Here is a 20,451-nt window from a genome sequence, read left to right on the forward strand (position 1 = left end):
CGATTCTCTCCTTGCTAGGACCCCCACCTCTGATCCTTTGGCTTTCAAGGATAGGTTTCCCAGAAGTATACCTAAACAGGCCTTTACTTTGACCCTTCTCCCATTTCTATAAAACCGGAGGAGAAGACAAAGATGGAGGTACCTCTCCAGAAGTTACTAAAAACCTACCCTGGAAAGTTGCTCTCTTGGGAGTCTTATCAATAGCAGAGTACTTCCTCGATATATAGGTCCTAACGTCTTTAGGACTGAATAACTATCTGCCTTTTAGGCAAAGTTAAAGGATCCATGATAGCTTGAATAATCCTAGTAAATTAGCTTTTCGCTGTCAAGTACTTTCACATATCAAATTTTTTATTTGACCGCCTTTATAACCTATGATACACAATTTTTATGATTTTGATGTCACCAAAGATCATGCTCATTGCCGGGGAAGCTTCTGGGGACCTTCATGGAGCCTATTTGGTCAAATCTATCCGCAGCTCCTTGCCGGAAGGAAGATTTTACGGAATTGGTGGGATTCACATGCAAAGAGAAGGAGTCACTCTGATCCAGGATATTTCCCGATTGGGAGTAACCGGAGCTTGGGAAGTTCTGGCAAAACTTAATACTATCCGAAAAGTATATAGGCAGGTCCTTCATACCCTTAAAACCTCCAGACCGGATCTACTCATTTTGATCGATTATCCCGATTTTAACCTCAGAGTAGCTCGAAAAGCCAAAAAACTTAAAATCCCCATTGTTTATTATATAAGTCCTCAAGTATGGGCCTGGCGGCGAAATCGTATTTACCTTATTGCCAGGCTGGTTACGAAAATGATCGTTATCTTTCCCTTTGAGCAAGAGCTATACCAACAGGTAGGGGTTGATGTAACCTGGGTTGGGCATCCCCTGATAGATCGGGTTAAACCTGAACTTGATAAAATCCAATTCTGCAGGGGATACGGACTGGATCCTTCCCGCCCCCTTATCGGACTACTCCCGGGAAGTCGAGAAAATGAAATCAGGCGACTCTATCCGGTTATGCGATCGGCTGCAGATCTTATCTCTAAACAAATTCCCCAGACCCAATTTATCCTCCCCCTGGCCCCTTCCATCCAGGAAGCGCTTCTCTTAAAATTTCCAGGACAGACCCCTGTTCAAATCATAAAAAACAGAGGCTATGAAGCCATGAATGCTGCCGATTTATTAATAGTCGCTTCAGGTACCGTAACCATAGAAGCAGCCCTTTTAAAGGTTCCCATGATCATTACCTATAAAGTATCTCCGTTAACCTATGCACTGGGAAAAAGGCTCATTCGAGTCCCTTACATTGGAATGGTCAACCTGGTTGCCGGAAAGCAACTGGCACCCGAACTGATCCAACAGGATGCAACTCCCGAACGAATCGCCCAGGAAGCCATCAAACTTCTCCAGGATCCAGCTAAACTGATGGCTATCCGAGAAGAATTGGCTAAAGTCAGGGAAAAACTGGGAGAACCCGGTGCCTCTGATCGGGCGGCTCAGGCTGTCATCGAAGTTCTGAAAAAGATATGAGGTGTGAGAGTATGGAAGTGTAGGGGTATGGAGGTATGGGGGTATGAGGTATGGAGGTGTGAGAGTATGGAAGTGTGGGAGTATGGGAGTATAGCCATTCCCCTACTCCCACACCCCCATACCTCCATACCTCATACCCCTATACTCCCATACTCTCATACGGTGTTTCTATGCCAGATCTGATTTTCAAATCAGCACTTTTCAGACCCTCCCTGGAGTATCCTGAGATACCTTATCACGAGATGCTGAGGGAGGCAGCTCAGAAGTATTCAAATAAACCCGCAATTATCTTTAAAGATCTTTGCATTACCTTCCGAGAGTTAGATGCCCTGGTTAACAGTATGGCCAATGCCCTTTTGAGTCTAGGAGTCACCAAGGGAGATAAGGTTGCACTATTTATGATGAACCGACCCGAATGGGTGATTAGTTTTATTGCTGCGGCGAGGATCGGAGCCGTTGCAACACCTTTAAATCCCTCTTACAAGAAAATGGAAGTGGCTTATCAGATCAATGATTCTGAGGCTAAGGTCTTAATTACCCAGGAGACTTTATATCCAGTGGTTCGGGAAGCACGACCCGATATGCCGGAACTTAAGACGGTGATTGTAGTAGGAGCCACGCCGGCAGAAGATACGCTTTCGTTCGATGACCTTATCCGTAAATCCTCTCCTAAACGTCCGCCTCCTGTGGATTTAGACCTGCGAGAGGATCTGGTCGCCCTTCCTTACTCCAGTGGAACAACGGGACTTCCTAAAGGAACCATGTTGACCCAGTCGAACCTGGTGACCAATCATATCCAGTTTATTTCCTCCTCACGAATGACCGATCGAGATACTCTGCTGATTTTCCTTCCCTTTTATCATATCTACGGGACTATGCTCATGGGGAGTTCCATCTATGCCGGGGCCACGCAGGTCCTCATGGAACGGTTTGATATGGTTGAATCTCTGACCTTAGTTGAAAAGTATCGGGTAACCATGCACTTTGCCGTACCGCCTATCTTGATTGCCATGGCCAATTATCCAGAGATTAAACAATACAATCTTTCCTCTCTCCGGTTTATTTTCACCGGAGCTGCTCCCCTGGCTCCCGAAGTAGGTAGAATTGTTAAAGAATTAACCGGAGTCCGGGTTCTTCAAGGTTATGGCCTGACCGAAGCCTCTCCACTAACCCATGCCAATCCGGTAGATGGAGATTTTGCCAAATTGGAATCGGTCGGATTGGGTATATCGGATCAGGAGCATAAAATCGTGGATATAGAAACCGGTGAAAAGGAGTTAGGCCCGGATGAAGTCGGTGAGTTGATTGTGCGAGGCCCCCATGTTATGAAAGGTTATTGGAAAAACCCAGAAGCGACCCGACAGGCTCTTCGAAACGGCTGGCTTTACACCGGTGATATTGCCAAAATTGATAAAGATGGATTTGTCTATATTGTAGATCGAAAAAAGGAAATGATCAAATACAAAGGATTCGGCATAGCCCCTGCCGAACTGGAAGCCATACTCTTTCAGCATCCTGCCGTGGCTGATTGCGCCGTTTTCTCGAAACCTGACCCGGAAGCCGGAGAGGTTCCTAAAGGGGTCGTGGTTCTTAGGAAAAGCTATCATACAACTGCCGAAGAGTTAATGAAATTCGTGGAAGAGCGGGTTGCCGGATATAAGAAAATCCGTGAAATTGAGTTCCTGGAGACAATTCCCAAAACAGCTTCAGGCAAGATTTTGCGGAGGGTTTTAGTAGAACGGGAAAGGGAGAGGATGAAACCATAGAAAGTCAGAAGATAATGGCCTGACACTTCTTCAATTTTCCTGGAATTTTCCTGGAGGGGGTTTATACTGGACGGTGAAATAAAAGGAGTAATTTCCTTATTTGTGAGCAGAAAGGTACTCCCCTCCAGGAGGGATGAAAAGAGCAGATTTATATCCAATGGACCGGTAGGGGTGTAAGGCCTTACGCCCGTACACTGGTCGGTTTCGGCAAATCAGGGTTTGGTAACCAGATCCTCAATCCCCTCCGGTTCCGGTGGTTCCCGTCCTGGCTGTTTGGCCGGAAACAGGAATTTCAGAAGGGGTGGGGCTATAAAAGTTGTGATCATAACCATCAAGGTAATGGCACTGAAGAGTCTTAGATTAAAGACCCCGCTGCTTAAACCCATCTGAGCAAAAATTAAACCCACCTCCCCCCGGGGGATCATGCCTACACCGATAACACTCTTCTTACCGCGAAACCAAAATGGCGCGTACCCTGCCAGGAATTTGCCCGATATGGCGGCGATCACAAGAAGACTTCCAATCAATAGAGTTTGTCGGTTAGCCGGATTTGCTGGATTCAAGACTCGTACATCAACCGCTGCACCGACTGAAATAAAAAAGAGCGGAACAAAGAAGTGCCCGAGATGGGCTATACCCACTTCAATTTCATGGGCTTGAGGGATTTTTACCAGTAAAAGCCCGGCAGTGAAGGCTCCCATAATCATGGCCGAGCCGGCCTGGTCGGCGAGCCATGCCAGGCTAAAGGCCAGTATAACTGCCGGTACCGTAAGAGTTCCTGATAGATCGATCTGACCGACCCAACGAAACAAAAGGGGAACAATCAAACTTCCAAGCAGCAGGGTAATAATCAAAAAGCCAAAGGCGATCCCGGTTATTTTAATTACCTGGAAAATGGTTACTTCCTGGCCCTGGGTCAGCCCGGCCACTACCGTAAGAATTATTAATCCAATAATATCGTCGATAATTGCTGCTCCCAATACGATCTGGCTTTCTGGCTCCTGTAATCGACCCAGGTCGGAGAGTACGCGAGCGGTAATACCCACACTGGTAGCCGTCAGCGCGGCACCTGCTACTATCGCCACCAGATTGCTCAACCCCAGGAACCAACAGACCATATACCCCAGTATAAACGGCAAAGCCACCCCAACAATGGCAACCACGGTCGAGGCACCTCCTACCTGCAACAGCTTCTTCAAGTCGGTTTCCAGGCCAATCTCAAAGAGGAGGATAATCACCCCTACTTCGGCAAGGAGATGGATGACCTCGATGTTGGGATCTACCAACCCCAAGACTGAAGGACCAAGGATCATCCCGGCTATTAATTCTCCAAGGACTGCCGGTTGGCCGATCCGCTGGGCCAGAGCTCCGGCCAGTTTGGCCATTCCCAGCATAATAACCATCAGTCCCAAAAACTTTGGAATATCTAAATGTTCCATAAATTCTTATCAAAGCCCCATAAAACCATTTCCTTATTCGAGCTCAACCTGAGGTAAGTAGTCATCCAGAGGTACATAACCTTCTAAAGGAGGGAAATCATCCAAATGCTGGGCAATACTTGCTTGAAGAAACGAGTCTACCCACCAGAAAATATCCTGTTCTCGAATGGACCGACGCAGTTTCCGCATCCGAGATCGCCTCTCAGTCTGGCTCATGTTAACGGCCCGATAAATTGCTTCGGCTACACCTTCAATGTCATAGGGGTTCACCAAAAGGGCCCCCTTCTGTAACTGAACTGCTGCACCGGCAAATTCACTCAAAATCAACACATCATCTCCATATATACTACAAGCACAGTATTCCTTAGCTACCAGGTTCATTCCATCTTTCAAGGGAGTCACCAGGGCAATATCCGCAGCCCGGTAATAGGCAAGGAGTTCTGTACGTTCCAGGCTCCGAAAGATATAATGAATCGGTACCCAACCGGGTTGGGTGAACTGTCCGTTGATCTCACTCACCAGACGTTCAATTTCTACTTTGAGATCTGAGTATTCGGGAATCTCTACACGGCTGGGTACCACTATCTGGACCAGTGTAACCTTCCGATGCAAATCTGGAAAACGGATAAGGGCATTCCTGAAGGCTTTCAACCTTTCGGGAATCCCCTTGGTATAATCCAGACGATCCACACCCAGGATGATACGGCAATTCAGGAGAGCCTCACGGAGACATCGGGCTCTCTCACAAACCTCCTGGGAGGCAGCCTGTTTGGCGAATGCACGATAGTCGATACTAATGGGGAAACTACCTATCCTGACTTCTCGGTTCTTAATACGACCCGTGAGGATTTGCCCCTTGCCATATAGGGTAATGTCCCGGATCAGGATACGAAGACACTGCACAAAGTTGTGCCGATCCCTTAAGGTCTGAAATCCGAGGGTATCATACTCCAAAAGGGCATGCAAAACTTGAAATCGCCATGGAAGCTTGATGAAGATATCCAATGGAGGGAAGGGAATATGGAGAAAAAATCCTATCTTGGAGGTAACTCCCATGGCACGCAATTCCTTCGCTACGTTCATCAGGTGATAGTCATGAACCCAGATAAAATCATTTTCCTTGATATTCTCAGCAATCACACGGGCGAATTTGTGATTAACTGATTGATAAACAAGCCAATAGGTCGGATCAAAATTGCAGCGAGATTGAAGGTCGTGAAAGAGAGGCCAGATAATTTCATTGGAAAATCCATGATAGAATTTGCTTTTTTCCTCAGCTGTCAGGGAGACCGGTCTAAGGGTATATCCTGATTTTTTAGTTGCATCGGCCAGAAGCTCTCCCAAATCTACATTTTCTTCTTCCACCATTCCAGACCAACCGATCCATACTCCTCCACGATTTCGTAATATTGGAACCAGGGCAGTAACCAATCCACCAGAGCCAGGCTTGATACTCCATTGCCCATTTTCTCCTTGAGTCAAGACAATGGGCAATCGGTTTGATACAATGATAAGGCGACTCCCTTGTGTTTTCATGTCACTTTCCTTTTTTACAAGCCTGCTCCCAATTTGAGAAAAATTCCAACAATTCTTCAGGGGGTTTTAGCCAGATATCTGCACGGGTGGGGCGGAACTTTTCACGAACCAGGATACCAAGTCCTTTTCCTTTGACAGCTTTAAAGGCATCTTCGTCGGTTTGATCATCTCCCAAATAGGCCACGACAGTATCTTCCCCCATTTCCGAAAGAATTGTCTCCACTGCAAAACCCTTGCTTCTTCCGGGAACTCTAAGTTCAATCCCACCATCAAATTCGTGCAAGGTGAGTCCTGTCTCCCAAGAAAGCAGTGACCAGCTCTTCAGGATTTTCTCCCGCATTTGTTTAACGACCCTCAGTTCTAATCCTCTCCAATGAAGAGCAAGACTGGCGGGTTTTTGTTCGCAACGGTCTCTGAGGCCTTCTGCTTCGATCCATGCGTTTGCTTTGGTAAGGCCTTGTAGAGCCCGTTCATCCAATTTAGCTATTTCATAAGTACCGTCCGGCATCAGACGTTCCCAGCCATGAGAACCCCAAATCTCCACAGGAGATTTAAGTCCAAGAAGCGGAATCAGATCCTTTATCCACCGTCCGGTAATTAAGACAATACGAGTATGACGAGCCTCGAAGAGGGTCTCTAAGGCCTCACGTACACCAGGATATGGAGTCGCTTGATCCCGTTGGATACGAAATGGTGCCAGGGTTCCATCGTAATCAAGAAGTAGTGCCCGTTGATGGGTACTTGACAGCATGATAAAGAATAACTCCAGTAATTGGTCTTGTCGCAGATTGTTTTGGAACAATCTCATTCTTTCGTACCTCCAAAAACGGTTCTCCTTTTCATCAACCACTTCAACAATACCCGAATGTTGATGGGGTTATGGCTTTTATCCCGATAAACAAATTTCTCTACCGGTAAAGTCCCACAAAACACAAATGGGTAGGATCCTAACCCTTTCACAGGGAAGTAGAATTACAGATTCTTACCTTCTTTGTCTTTTTCTTTCATTTTCTAAAGTCAGGCACAACTCGTAAGCTTCTTCCGGTTTCATGTCTTCATGGACCACTTTTCTCACAGCCTGAATCATGGCTACGGGATCTTCAGACTGGAATATGTTTCGCCCCATGTCAACCCCTGCGGCGCCTTGCTGAACAGCCTGGTAAGCCATTCTCAGGGCTTCGAGTTTCGGAATTTTTTTTCCGCCGGCAATAACGATGGGAACCGGACAGGAAGCCGTTATGGTCTCAAATCCTTCGGAAACATAATAGGTCTTAATATAAGAGGCACCCAATTCTGCACATATTCGGGTTGCCAGGCGCAGGTATTTTGCATCCCGAACCATCTCTTTACCTACGGCGGTAACGCCCAAAACTGGAATCCCATACCGATGGCCCAGATCTACCAGTCGGGTCATGTTGTGAATCGATTTGGTCTCGTATTCACCTCCAACAAAGACCTGGACGGCAAGAGCTGCAATATTCAAACGAATGGCGTCTTCAATGTCAACGGCAATTTCTTCATTGGAGAGCTCTTTAAGGATGCTGGGACCTCCACTGGCCCGGAGGACAATCCCCTTTGTAAAGGTTGGAGGAATGGTAGAGCGCAGAATTCCTCGGGTACACATAAGGGTATCGGCGTAGGGAAGCAGGGGCAGGATCGTCACATCAACCCGTTCCAATCCTGTGGTGGGTCCTAAAAAATATCCATGATCAATGGCCAGCATCACCGTACGGCCGGTTTCCGGACAAAATATTTTTGATAATCGATTTTTCATCCCCCAATCCAGCGAATTGGAACCTCGTAATCTGAACAGTTCATTTTCCATGGGAATATCCAAATAAAAATTGTGTGTTTCTTGTAAGCTGTCTTTATCTGCCATTTTCAACCTCCTTTTGTTAAGATGAGCGGGTTAGGATCTTTAAATGTACTGCATACCCTCACCCCCGGCCCCTCTCCCACAAGAGGAGAGAGGAGTGAAGTAAAGCATCGGACCGCTTCTCCACACTTCCCCTCTCCAGAAGCCTCGGGAGAGGAGTCAGGGGGTAAGGGCCTGCGTGGTTCCTTTAAACAAATTAATCCTTATCGGGAAATATAAAAATCATTTTACCTAAAATTTGAAAGGATCGTTTTGCCCTCACCTCCTTCTCCCAAGGCTTCGGGAGAGGGGGGTGAGGGCAGAATAGCTATTTAAATTTACCTTTACCAAAGTACTATTCGAATTAGCAAGAAATTTCTAAAAACTTTTTATCGACATCCCGAGGTTGACAAGGATGAAAACTTACCGTAGGTTCTTAACATGTATTTAACCCAATCCTATCTCAACCGGCTTCGACGGAACAAGGCCTTATATTTTCTTTACACGTGGGCCCCTAGTTTTATCTATATGGCAGTTATTTTTTATCTATCTTCTCTATCCCATCCGCCGATACCCCGGAAGGCCCCCGATTATCTCCTGCATACCATCGAGTATTCTTTTTTAGGTATGCTTCTTCTTCGGAGTTTCTCGATGTATACCATTCCTGCCCATCAAGGTACCCGGTATTTACTTACTCTATGGACCACGACCCTGTATGGAATCTCGGATGAGATTCATCAGTTGTTTGTACCGCATCGAGAATTTAGCGTTCGCGATATAGTCGCCGATTTTGCTGGGGCTGTTTTGGCCGTGGGTATCTTTTGTCTGATTAGTTTTTTAAAAACCCGGGTATTTAAAAAATAAAGTCCTCTCCCTATGATTTACGGTATAGGTATCGATGTGGTTCGTATCTCCCGATTAGAAGAGGTTATAAATCGAAGGGGGAAGCGATTTCTTGAACGCGTCTTTACCCCTCGGGAAATTGAATACTGTTCCAGCAAAGCCTTAAAAATTCAACATTATGCCGTGCGATTTGCGGTCAAGGAAGCTGTATTCAAGGCTTTTGGAACCGGCTGGAGTCGAGGGGTAACCTGGCATGATGTAGAGGTGTTCAACGATGAAGGAGGTCGACCCCAGGTCAAACTCTCCGGTAAATGCCAGGAGCTTGCCGGGGAGCTCCAGGTCAAGCAGGTACTGATCAGTTTATCCCACGATGGAGATTATGCCATTGCCCAAGCCCTTATCGAATGTTAAGGATAAAAAGAGGGGGTTTAAAGTACCTCACTATCGAGTGAGGATAGTTTTGGAAACACGGCTATCTTTCTAGACCCGGAGTAGGAAGTAAAATAAATTATTCAACAGGCTCAAAAGAACTGCTCCGATCAGAGTGGTAAGAGCATTATCGATTTCAAATCCTTCCACCAGCACATCGGTCAGATAGAGAAGAAACGCATTGATCACAAATACAAAGAGTCCAAAGGTCAAGATAACTGGAATAAAGCTGATAATGACCAGAAGCTTGAATAAAAGAAACTGGAGAATCCCGTAAACTGCGGCAGCAGCCAGAGCTCTTTGAAAATCCTTAAGCCGAAATCCCGGCAAGATCTTCGCCACAATGATAAAGGACACAGCCGACAATAACCAACGTAAAAGGATGTGCATCATAAAATCATTGGATCCATTGTCCCTTGCCTGTTATCTACCGATTATCACCCCTTTTAATCCTTCGTCGTTTACAAAGAACAATGATACAAAGAACAATGAACCGGTCGGGTTATTCTACTAAATAAGGGATTGTCATAGGCCCTTGAGGAAGCACTGCTATTCGAGCTTGAGGTCCATATTCTTTCAGAAGCCGATCCACAGTTGTTTCGATATTTTGACAGGGGAGAAGCTGGCATTTTTGGATCACATCATCCGGTAAAAGAGAGTATACATAAACTCTGGCTTTAAGCTGGATCATGGCCTGGATCTGGACCTGCCATTGATCGAACAGGGAGAAGTCTGGAGCATTAATCATTTCCAGCAACTCGGCCGGTGTAGACCGCATTTGAAGTAGTTTGCCGTAATTACCATGGTCCGGGATTCCCTGGGAGCATTCAGAAGCAATGATAATACTTCCTCCTTCCTTGACAATTCGAGAGGCTGCAGACATTCCTTTAACGGCCTGGTAGAGATTAAGATCCAGGGGATATCCGCTGTTGGTGGTAATTACAATATCAAAAGGCTTCGACACCGGACGCATGGCCGTCTTCTTAACGAATTCGGTTCCCTTACGGTGGGCCTGAACCAAATCACCGGCAAAAATTCCGGTAATTTCCTTTTTACTGTTAATGGTGACATTGGCCAGAAAAGTAGGTCGGGTCAACAGGGCAACCTCTAGCATTTCCTCGAAGATGGGGTTTCCGCTGGTAATTCCCCAGGAAGCGTTGGGATGTCCAATCATTTTGGCGCTATGATTATGCATGATAGAGTCGTGGCCGCTCACGCTGGGTAGTACGGCTTTAGGCCCTCCCGAAAATCCTGCAAAAAAATGAGGCTCGATAAACCCGGTCAAGATCTTAGCCGATGCCTCTAAATACTCCGAATTGATCCAGATATCTCCTCCAAATCGTGTCTTTCCCAGATAAGTTAATAGCTCTTTTTTATGAGGCTCATGGTTGATAACCCGATAATTGTCCATAACTTCCCGGCCGATTAAATCCATCAGCTCCTCTCGGGTATTAGGACGATGGAGGCCAATTCCATTGATAAGGACCACCTGATTTCGCGGAACGTGGGATATTTCTTCTAGTAACCAGGGAAGGATCTTCTTATTAGGAGTCGGTCGGGTAATATCCGAAAAGACAATGGCCACGGTATCCGAAGACTTTATCAAATCCTGTAGAGGTGGCGTCCCTATGGGATGTCTTAAGGCTTCTACAAAAGCCGATTTTTCATCTGCCAGGCCGGGAATAAACTCAGGTTCCACCACAGTTACCCGGTCATCCGGCAAATTTACTTCTAACCCGGTCTTTCCATAAGCAAGCTTAACTTTCATAAGAGCACACTCCGTATTTAAGATTGTAAAGGGAGAAATCCATTTTCTCCGGGAAAACAGATTTCTTATAGGTCATGTAGATAGCTTCTAAGGGGAAGGTACTACGCTATAAGGGGAGACGTCAAGCTAATTTGAATTTAAACCTGACAAATTTTAAGACCGGGATATCCAGAATCCGTTAGTGGATCTTTAGGGTCAACTGACATTTTCCAGGTTTTCGATAGCTCCCAAAGCCTTGAGGGTTGCCTTCTGGGCCTCGGACAGGCCTTTAGCTCCCGTGATATTCATCCCTTCATAAAGCCTATCATTTCTCAGTGTTTTGAGACATTTACCTGTTTGTACGTCCCAAAATTTAATAGTTTCATCCTCGCTGCCACTAATTAAAACACCCCCTGTAGGATCAAAGACCAGGGACCAAACTCCGTGGCGGTGACCGTACAAGGTTTTAAGACATTGGCCGGTAGGAACGCCCCATAACTTTATCGTTTGATCTTCACTTCCACTGGCCAGGATGGTTCCATCCGGGCTAAAGGCCACCGACCAGACGTGGCTCAGATGTCCCCGGAAGGTTTTAAGGCACCGACCTGTGCTTACACTCCATAAGCCAACGGTTTGATCGTCACTTCCACCAGCAAAGGTAGTGCCGTCCGGGCTAAAGGCAACGGATCGGACATAGCTGGTTCGCCCCTGGAAAGTTTCCAGGCACTGGCCCGTTCGAACATCCCATACTCTTACAATTCGATCGGCACTTCGACTCGCCAGCGTTTGCCCATCTTGACTGAAGGTTACAGATCTCACCCGAGCAGTATGCCCCTTCAAAGTTTTGAGGCATTGACCGGTGTGGACATCCCAGAGTTTAATGGTTTGATCATCGCTACTACTGGCCAAAATACGGTTATCGGGACTGAAGGCAAGGGATCTCACACGTTTCGTATGGCCTTTCAAGATTCTAAAACACTGACCCGTTCGGGCATCCCATAACCGAACCAGTTGATCTTCACTCCCACTGGCTAAAACACTTCCATCTGGACTAAGCGCAATAGCCCATATTCCGTTGGTATATCCCTGGAGAGTTCTAAGGCACTGGCCCGTACGAACTTCCGATAAGCGGATAGTTTGATCTTCACTCCCACTGGCCAGCAGATGCCCATCAGGACTAAAGGCAATTGTGTTTACCCAATCGGTATGCCCCTGGAGCGTTCTAAGACACTCACCCGTCTTCATATTCCATAACTTGATGCTTTGATCATCGGAACCACTGCCCAAAATATTTCCTTTAGGACTGAACGCAACAGACTTTATCCGATCGGTATGGCCACTCAAAATTTTAAAACATTGACCGGTCTGGACATCCCATAATCTTATGGTTTGGTCGGCACTTCCAGAAGCCAGGAGGTTCCCATCCGGGCTAAAAGCCACAGAATCTACCCAACCGGTGTGTCCCTGTAACATTTTGAGACATTCCCCGGTCTGGCTATTCCAGAGTCGGATCGTCTGGTCATCACTCCCACTGGCCAGGATATTTCCATCCGGGCTGAAAGCCACAGACCATACCCAATTTGTGTGTCCCTGGAGTGTTCTCAGGCATTCCCCGGTACGAACATCCCATAACTTGATGGTTTCATCATCACCGCTACTGGCCAGAATTTTTCCACCGGGATTGAAAACCACAGATCTTACCCAGTTGGTATGTCCTCGCAGGGTTTGAAAACACCGACCGGTCTGAATATCCCATAATTTAATCGTCTGGTCATCACTGCTACTGGCCAGCATGCTGCTGTCCGGGCTAAAAGCAATGGAAATTACAGAACCTGTATGCCCCTTAAACGTGAAAAGTAGCCGGGTATCTTCCACCTGCCAAAGGCGAATTTCACCATCGGCCCCCCCTGCGGCCAAAAACTTTCCATCGGAACTGAATACAACCGAAGAAATACTCCCGAAGGTTTTCGTGAAAACAGATTTACTCAAATCTGCGTGGGTAAAGTTTACATTATGCAGGACGACTCCCGGAAGATAAGCCTGCCAGATTGTTAAGTTCGAGAAATCATAGCTTCTCACATCGCTTTCCATCTGGACTAAAAGATTCAGGGCATTCCCTCCGGTATATCCGGGTATAAGGGGAGATTTTTCTCGCAGGGTTGATAGAATATTGTCTAATTTACTTTCGACAACTTCTCTACCTAAGGTCTCAAGAAGTCTATCGGCCGTAGGTTTAAGGATAACCCGAATCTGACTATTTCGTATGGAATCTTTTTCCTGAGCTTTAAGGAGGGCATGACTGTTGAGGAAGATGGGGGTTTCTGTGGAAATCTCTTCACAAATCCGCCCTATTAATCGATTAATTGCATAATCCATGAGGGTAGGCGGGAGTGTAAAACGTTCGTTTTCATCTTTTTCAGCCAGAAATCGTTTTTGTAAAGATTCCAAAGCCTCCTTTAATTTCACTTTGGATACAGGATGAATCATATCTTCCAATAATTCCTTTATCGAAACAGGCTCACGACCGATGGCCAGCCAATAGAGAATATCTTCTTCCAGATTGGACAGGCAATTAAATTGTCGATTTAAAAGATCCTGAATATCTTCAAAGTTAAAGTTTGAGGCCTCCTGCTTTAGAAATTCTGTTATGTCTCCTCCAAAGGAGTGTTGGATGGTTGCAGAAACAAGCTTCAAGGCCAACGGATTCCCGGCATAACGGTTAACCAGGGTTATCCAGGCTTCCTGGGTTCCGGATAAATTCTGATCTTTCAAGATTTCTCGAATTTCGGCCGGTCTTAATCCGCTTAAGTGTAAAGATCGAACCGGGGAGGTCCTACCCTCCAGGTGAAAGATTTCTTTGGGTTTCCTTCGACTGGTTAAGATCAAACAGCTCGAATGAGAGATTTCCCCTATTCGTTGAATGAGCCAGCCATAGGGTTCATATCCCTCTGAATAATGGCCTAGATCGTCATGTTGGGAAAGGACCGATTCTAAGTTATCCAGGACAATCAGGCAACGATGTCTCTGGAGATACTCCATCAAGAGGGTTATTCTCCGTTCCACACTTTTTCGCCGCTCTGGTTTTTGCTGGCGGGATAGAAATTGGAGAAAGTCCCCCAGCAGATCTTCTAGGGGAGGGGCCTCCCGGAGGGAACGCCAGATGACAAAATCAAAGCGATCTTTAACTTGCTCTGCCAGTTTCCTGGAAAGAGCCGTTTTACCTATTCCTCCCATGCCCAATAGGGCGATTATACGGCAGTGGTCGGTTCTAATCCATCGGGTTAGCTTACTCAGTTCCTCTTCCCGTCCATAAAAGGGTTCTGTTGGGGTCGCCTCCCCCCAGTCTTCTGAATAAGGTAGATCTTTCTGGGGTTTGATCCTGCTTTCAATATTCTGAATATGTGCTGTCAGCAAACTATCCCTGGCAGGTCCTTCTATCTTCATGTCCACGACCATAGCCGGGGGGGATTTAGAGAAGCCCCTACGAGCTTGAAGAAAGCCGAGAATTATAAGGGTAATGACCAGCAGGTCTAAGACAACCCAGTACAACCAGAAATGAGGCTGGATCCAGGTGAGCAGATAACTTAAAAACAGGCAACTTAAAAAGCCTATAACAATAATTAGACGCGCAAGCCTCGAGTAAGGTAGAAGGCAAAGTAATTTCATTTTAAGCTCCTGGGTCAGGAGTCAGAAATTCAGAATAAAGCTGAAAAATCATCCGATTGCCAAGGAACGCATGAGACGTAACATTAAATTTTACATTCTAACTTCTGGATTCAGACTCCTGGGTCGTTGTAACCGGTCTAAACTTCCAAAAATAATTATGGTATCCTTCCCCTTCATGCAGCTTGCGGAAGGTCAGTTCTACTTCCATTCCTATATGAACCTGATCCGGTTCACAGTCTGTCATCTGGGCATAGAAGCGTCCTCCACCTTCCAAATCTACCGTGACCATAACTACAGGAGGATTGGGTGTTGGAACCAGATAATCTTTTGTGAAAGTAAAAATCTTTCCCCTCGGATTGAGTCGGACTTCCGTAAAAGCGTTTTGCGTATTACATTTCCAACAGATATACCGGGAGGGATACTGAATTGCTCCGCAAATCCGGCACTTCTGACCATAAAGTCGAAGGTTTTGCTTTTCTTCGCGCCAAAGGACAGGTAAAGAACTAAAAGGATTTAATCGCTCAACTTCAACCAACTTTCTAAACCGGAGATATTTTCCATACTGATTCAAATTTTTCTTACGGTGCAACTGTTCTGCCAGGATTCTTGTTCCACTTTGGGACTTAATGTTCTCCGTCACTTCGAATAAAATGGCATCACTTCCTGACCCATAACTCAGCAGGACAATTTTTTCTCCCGGATTCGCCAATTCCAGAGCTGCGATCAACAAGAGAAAAGGATAAGCCGTACCGGTACATCCTATGGTATTTAAGAGAGGGTCCGGGAGATAGGCTTCTTTTTTAAATCCCAGGTCTTGAGAGAGACTTCGGAAGGTTCTGATGTCTGGGGCAAAGAAGAGGACTCTTGAAATATCGGTTTTATTCAAGCCCACTTTATTCAAAAGTCCTTCTAAAGCTCTTCTTATAAAAGTCCGATATCCATAGGTTTCAATAAATTTTTGATCTCCGGATTTCACATATCGTTGATCTTCCGTTCTCCAGACATCGAGAAAATCTTGAGAATAAGAATAAAACGCCTGGATTTCTGCAACGATGCCTTCTTTTCCTATAGCCAGTGCAGCACCGGCATCTCCCAGGGTTGCTTCAAACCCACTTCCCGGTTCTCCAAGCCGAATATCCGAAGCGGCTATGAGGATTTTATCTGCAGAGCCTGCCTTTACAGCATCATAAGCAGCTCGAAAAGCCTGGGTAGAGGCACGTAAGGAACCGCTAAAATCGGCCGTAAATAGATCGGTGCTTAAATCGCCAACGGTAGCCAGGAGGGTAGCATTTTGATGTTCCCGATAAGGCATCGAGGTCGAAGCATAATAAAGGCCTTGATAGGTTCTGGGGTCTTCATCCTTCAGACAGATTCGGATGGCTTCTGCGGCCAGAGTAAGGCTATCCTCATCGTAGTTAGCAACGGCCCGCTCTCCGGTAAAAGATTCCCCCCAGATCTGACTTAATGTCTGACCATCAAGCCGATAATAGGGTATATAGGCTCCCCATCTGGTAATTCCGATCATCTTCTCTCCAAAGAAGGATCTCCATCCCCAAAGCTTTACTTTACTGGTACGACTAACCCCTCTATCACCATCCCTTACGGGACCTCGCTCAGGTTTTCACTCCATCTGATACTTACTCTTCCAGGGTAAATCCGACCTTTATTGTAACCTGCCAATAACCCACTCGACCATCTTCAATGGTCCCTCGGGTTTCAACGACCTGAAACCAGCGCAAGTGACGAACGGTTCTTGCCGCCCGGGTAAGGGCATTCTGGATGGCATCTTCTATAGAAGTGGTAGAAGAACCGGTTAGTTCAATCAATTTGTAAATATGGTCACCCATAAAAATTCCTCCTGGGTTGAAAGGGTTAATTTTTTAATAGAAAGCGACTACCAGGGTACTTTTCTTCGGGTATATACCCGACCTATAGAGGCTACCTCGGCATTGGGAGCACTACAGACCATGACCCCTTCATCGATCATGGCCGTAATATCCTCTTTGCTGACCTGGTTTAAAAAGAAAATACGGTTAGCTTTACAAAGATTCTTGACCTTTTCTCGGATATCGATCATTTCCTGAGGATAAGGAGGATCGTGCTGTTCAGGATAACCTAAGGCCATTCCCATGTCCCCAGGTCCCCATTCTGCAAAGGCAATTCCCGGAACGGCCAGGGTTTTTTCTGCGTTTTCCAGGGCTCTAAGGTTTTCTATCTTTACCCCCAAGAGAATTTCTCCTTCTGGATTGAGGGGCCATACGTCTGCTTTCCGCAAATATTCACTCTCACTAACTCCCCAGATTTTCGCTGCAGAAGCCTGTCCCCCATTACCTCTACGGCCCTGTCCCAGCCGATCTCCGACGCCGATCTTCTGAAAGGAATATCGTGTAGACTCCACCAATACTCTGACCGCTCCGGGGGTTTCGGCATGACAAAGCAGAATCCCATGAACTCCCTGGGCCAGTACCTGCTTAACCATCCAGGCATTGGCCCGCATAACCATTTCGTCAGTTCCATCTGTGGGAAGCTCGACAATCACCGCGGGTGTACGATGCCCACTTGGGGTTGGTCCCCCGGCAACCAGACCTCGCATGAATTCGCCCAACGCTAAAATATCAAAGGGACCATGTTCTAAATCCAGGCGAATGGCATCCCCCCAGGTCTGGGCCATACGAACCCCATTTTCATAAGTAAGTTCTCCGGTGTTAACCAGGTAAATCGGTTGCCCTTGTTCCAGTAACTCCACGGCTTTATTAATTCTCGGCATAGCTTTTCCTTTCGTTAAAAAATTGAATAAAAGTAGTTGAACCAAATAAAGATGCTAACTTCCATCGATCCTACAACGATGAGCGTAAAGGCAATGATAAGGGTAACATCCAGGATATTCCCCCTTCGTCCCGATATTCAGAGTTAGATGATACCTTCCATGGACCGGTAGGATGATCCACAAAGGTCCTGGGCTTCCCTTTGTCCCTTAGAGTTGGTCTCGGGACATGACAAAAGCATGGACCTTCCAAACGTCCTCAATCGAAAATAAGTTACTCCAGGCAGGCATATTTGTGCCTTTACGCCCGTTCATCACAGTTTCCAGGAACTGTTTATCGGTGAGCTTGGTTTTAAAAAGGTTGGGACCGGAGCCACCTCGGCTCTTATGGCATCCCACACAACGGCTGCGGTAGATCCGTTCCCCCTCTTCGATTGCTTCCTTTTGTCCTAAATAAGGGTTCTTTAGCTCTTTACCTGTATTGACCTGGGTTTGTTCGTCTCCGGCAGCGAAACCCTTTATCAGGGATAACCCCAGGAGGAGAAAGGTGACAAGCCCAATCCTGGATTGTGTTATGCCAGACCGTTTCTTCACAAGATGTTTTTCCATTGGACTCATGGGACTAACGCTAGGTTGTTGACTCAGGGATAGAATTTTAATATCCGGCCCTGACCGGGTAACCGATGCTTTCTCTGAACTTATCCGGGCTTAATTCCATTTTCAATTCCTGAGGGAGACAGGGCAGAGTTAATTTACTCCTTTTTTATGGGTTCTGAGCCTTCTGTGGGTGGGAAGCCGTAACCGGGCAAGACCCTGCCCCCCAGGGTAGCGCCGGGTTCTCCAACCTTTGGCAGGGCGCCTGGAATGGTAACCAGATTTGACCCGGACGGAACCCGGGGAGGACCCCCTCCGTCAAGGGCAAACACCCAGATGTTACCGGCCTTCGGTTCCGTGTAATAGAAAATCATATCCCCGCCGATACCACCCGAAGGTACCACGACATACTGGATCCCGTCGAGTTCATAGGTAATAGGACTTCCTATGATACCTGAACCGGTCTGGAACTGCCAGAGTACCGTGCCTGTGCGGGCATCGAGGGCCATAAAGTAGCCTCGCATATCCCCGGTAAAGACAAGGCCACTCTGGGTTGTCACAGCACCGGCCCAGAATGGAGCGGGGCCGGTTACCTTCCAGACGATCTTCCTATTGACTACATCAAACCCTACAAAGTTACCGGTATTTTCGCTTCTTAAGTACTGTTGATAATCGGCGCCCAGATACCACTCCCCCTTCGTAGGGGGTGCAAATTTGTTCTCCGCCCAAAACTTGAGACCCATCGCCCAATCGTTGGACAGGAAGAAAATGTAATTGAGGTCGGTATTGTAAGCCAGCGGCTGCCAGTCAATGGCTCCTTCTAAGCTGGGTACAACCGGCGCAACCTCCGGACCACCGGACTGGGCTACCATGTCTGGATTTACCTTTGGCCGTCCGGTCTCAGGATCCAAACCCAAAGTCCAGTTAATCCCGGGAACTATGGGTTCACCGTAGATGAATTTACCATTTGTACGGTCGAGAACATAGAAGAAGCCGTTCTTATCATAATGCATTAAGGCCTTTACCTTCCTGCCTCCAAGGGTTACATCGGCAAGTACCGGGGTGCTGATGCTATCATAATCCCAACAGTCATGGGGGGTATACTGGAAGCCCCATTTGATCTTGCCGGTATCGGCATCCATGGCGATGGTCGCCGCCGTCCATTTATTATCACCCTGGCGGATGTGGCAATTCCAGGGCCCGGCATTGCCTGTGTTCCAATAAACCAGATTGAGTTCTGGATCGAAGACCCCGGTTGTCCAGGTCGACCCTCCGCCGTTCTTCCAGGTATCTCCGGGCCAGGTTTCGTTCCCAGGCTCACCGGGTCCAGGAATGGTGTAGGTGGTCCACCGTAAATTACCGGTCTTCGCATCGTAAGCCTTAACGAAACCCCTTATGCCAAACTCACCCCCCGCCACACCGGTGAGTACCATATCCTTGACCACCAACGGTGCGCCGGTAATGCTATATCCTTGTTCCCAGTCGATCACTTTAGTTTCCCAGACAACTGCACCGGTATCTTTGTTGAGGGCTACCAGACGCGCATCCAGGGTACCGACATACACCATATCGCCAAGAAGTGCCACACCCCGGTTGTTAGATCCACAACAATATACACGCTCCACATCCTTCGAGAGTTTAGGGTCATAGCTCCACTTCTTCACGCCGGTACGGGCATCAACTGCGAATACACGCGATTGATCGGCTGAAATATAAAGTACCCCATCATGAATCAACGGGGTTAGCTCCAGACCCCGATTCTCCCCACCCGTTGTAAATACCCATGCAGGACGAAGCCGATGCACATTAGCAGGCGTAATTTGAGTGAGTGGAACATAGCGGTGACCCTCATAGGTCCGACTGTACATCAACCATTCTGAGGTGTTGGTATGTGCTTTAAGCAGGTTTTCATAGGTCACTTCACCTGCACCAGCCTTGGAATGGAAAAACCCGATAACTATTGCCATGATCATCACAAGGACACTCAAGATCTCCATGGCATACCCGGTAGCAGCTCCTTTACATCTCCCAACTACAGGGATTTCGGGCTTCAGTAAACCGGGTTTGTTACCCTCCCCCTTTTTCCAGAAATCTTTAAGCAGGGTCATCGTTACCTCCTTTCCTCTGACCAGGACACGGTCTGTTACCCGACAAAGTTTTAACTTTTATCAATTGTTTGTAACTCCATGTCTCTGAGGCTTTTAATGGCCAACACCTTACCCTATGATAAAATTTTGTGTTATTTATAGCCCCTTACTCTCCGGCCTTAATTAGGTAAA

The 20,451-nt window shown here is 46.9% G+C and carries 16 protein-coding genes; 4 read left to right on the top strand and 12 right to left on the bottom strand.

Annotation, left to right across the window (positions count from 1 at the left end; translation table 11 throughout):
* Positions 1-399: 399 nt before the first annotated feature.
* Positions 400-1,533 (top strand): lipid-A-disaccharide synthase, encoded by a 1,134-nt coding sequence (gene lpxB, locus VNM22_02495; protein ID HWP46008.1) that lies wholly within the window; start codon positions 400-402, stop codon positions 1,531-1,533.
* A 170-nt stretch (positions 1,534-1,703) separates the two neighbouring features.
* Positions 1,704-3,299, top strand: a complete 1,596-nt coding sequence (locus VNM22_02500) for a class I adenylate-forming enzyme family protein (GenBank protein ID HWP46009.1) — start codon at positions 1,704-1,706, stop codon at positions 3,297-3,299.
* A 212-nt stretch (positions 3,300-3,511) separates the two neighbouring features.
* Here the strand turns inward: VNM22_02500 and VNM22_02505 are convergent, their stop codons facing one another.
* From VNM22_02505 to lsrF, 4 genes are all read right to left on the bottom strand, one after another.
* Positions 3,512-4,738 carry a cation:proton antiporter gene (locus VNM22_02505; GenBank protein HWP46010.1) on the bottom strand — a complete coding sequence of 409 codons (1,227 nt, stop codon included), beginning with the start codon at positions 4,736-4,738 and terminating at the stop codon, positions 3,512-3,514.
* 33 nt (positions 4,739-4,771) lie between these two features.
* Entirely contained in the window at positions 4,772-6,274 is a 1,503-nt protein-coding gene (locus VNM22_02510) for a trehalose-6-phosphate synthase (GenBank protein ID HWP46011.1), read from the bottom strand.
* Position 6,275: 1 nt separating this feature from the next.
* Complete coding sequence (gene otsB / locus VNM22_02515; GenBank protein ID HWP46012.1) at positions 6,276-7,082, bottom strand: trehalose-phosphatase; 807 nt, start codon at positions 7,080-7,082, stop codon at positions 6,276-6,278.
* Positions 7,083-7,256: 174 nt separating this feature from the next.
* The gene (gene lsrF / locus VNM22_02520; protein HWP46013.1) at positions 7,257-8,153 is read right to left on the bottom strand and encodes a 3-hydroxy-5-phosphonooxypentane-2,4-dione thiolase; all 897 of its coding nucleotides are present in this window, start codon (positions 8,151-8,153) and stop codon (positions 7,257-7,259) included.
* A gap of 417 nt (positions 8,154-8,570) precedes the next feature.
* Between lsrF and VNM22_02525 the strand changes: the two genes are divergently transcribed.
* Complete coding sequence (locus VNM22_02525; GenBank protein ID HWP46014.1) at positions 8,571-8,993, top strand: VanZ family protein; 423 nt, start codon at positions 8,571-8,573, stop codon at positions 8,991-8,993.
* Positions 8,994-9,005: 12 nt separating this feature from the next.
* The gene (gene acpS / locus VNM22_02530; GenBank protein HWP46015.1) at positions 9,006-9,383 is read left to right on the top strand and encodes a holo-ACP synthase; all 378 of its coding nucleotides are present in this window, start codon (positions 9,006-9,008) and stop codon (positions 9,381-9,383) included.
* Between the two features lie 69 nt (positions 9,384-9,452).
* On the opposite strand, the gene VNM22_02535 is transcribed toward acpS, so the two are convergent.
* The 8 genes from VNM22_02535 to VNM22_02570 all read right to left on the bottom strand — a co-directional run bounded on the left by VNM22_02535 (position 9,453) and on the right by VNM22_02570 (position 20,280).
* Positions 9,453-9,794 (bottom strand): phage holin family protein, encoded by a 342-nt coding sequence (locus VNM22_02535; protein ID HWP46016.1) that lies wholly within the window; start codon positions 9,792-9,794, stop codon positions 9,453-9,455.
* 109 nt (positions 9,795-9,903) lie between these two features.
* Complete coding sequence (larA, locus tag VNM22_02540) at positions 9,904-11,169, bottom strand: nickel-dependent lactate racemase (GenBank protein HWP46017.1); 1,266 nt, start codon at positions 11,167-11,169, stop codon at positions 9,904-9,906.
* 195 nt (positions 11,170-11,364) lie between these two features.
* Entirely contained in the window at positions 11,365-14,814 is a 3,450-nt protein-coding gene (locus VNM22_02545) for an NB-ARC domain-containing protein (GenBank protein HWP46018.1), read from the bottom strand.
* A gap of 97 nt (positions 14,815-14,911) precedes the next feature.
* Positions 14,912-16,339, bottom strand: a complete 1,428-nt coding sequence (locus VNM22_02550; protein ID HWP46019.1) for an OB-fold domain-containing protein — start codon at positions 16,337-16,339, stop codon at positions 14,912-14,914.
* 112 nt (positions 16,340-16,451) lie between these two features.
* Complete coding sequence (locus VNM22_02555) at positions 16,452-16,661, bottom strand: dodecin (protein HWP46020.1); 210 nt, start codon at positions 16,659-16,661, stop codon at positions 16,452-16,454.
* A 47-nt stretch (positions 16,662-16,708) separates the two neighbouring features.
* Positions 16,709-17,581 (bottom strand): aldolase/citrate lyase family protein, encoded by an 873-nt coding sequence (locus VNM22_02560; protein HWP46021.1) that lies wholly within the window; start codon positions 17,579-17,581, stop codon positions 16,709-16,711.
* Between the two features lie 207 nt (positions 17,582-17,788).
* Positions 17,789-18,187, bottom strand: a complete 399-nt coding sequence (locus VNM22_02565; GenBank protein ID HWP46022.1) for a cytochrome c — start codon at positions 18,185-18,187, stop codon at positions 17,789-17,791.
* Between the two features lie 143 nt (positions 18,188-18,330).
* Entirely contained in the window at positions 18,331-20,280 is a 1,950-nt protein-coding gene (locus VNM22_02570; protein HWP46023.1) for a PQQ-dependent dehydrogenase, methanol/ethanol family, read from the bottom strand.
* Positions 20,281-20,451 lie beyond the last annotated feature (171 nt).

The organism is Candidatus Limnocylindrales bacterium (assembly GCA_035559535.1).
GTDB lineage: Bacteria > Moduliflexota > Moduliflexia > Moduliflexales > JAUQPW01 > JAUQPW01.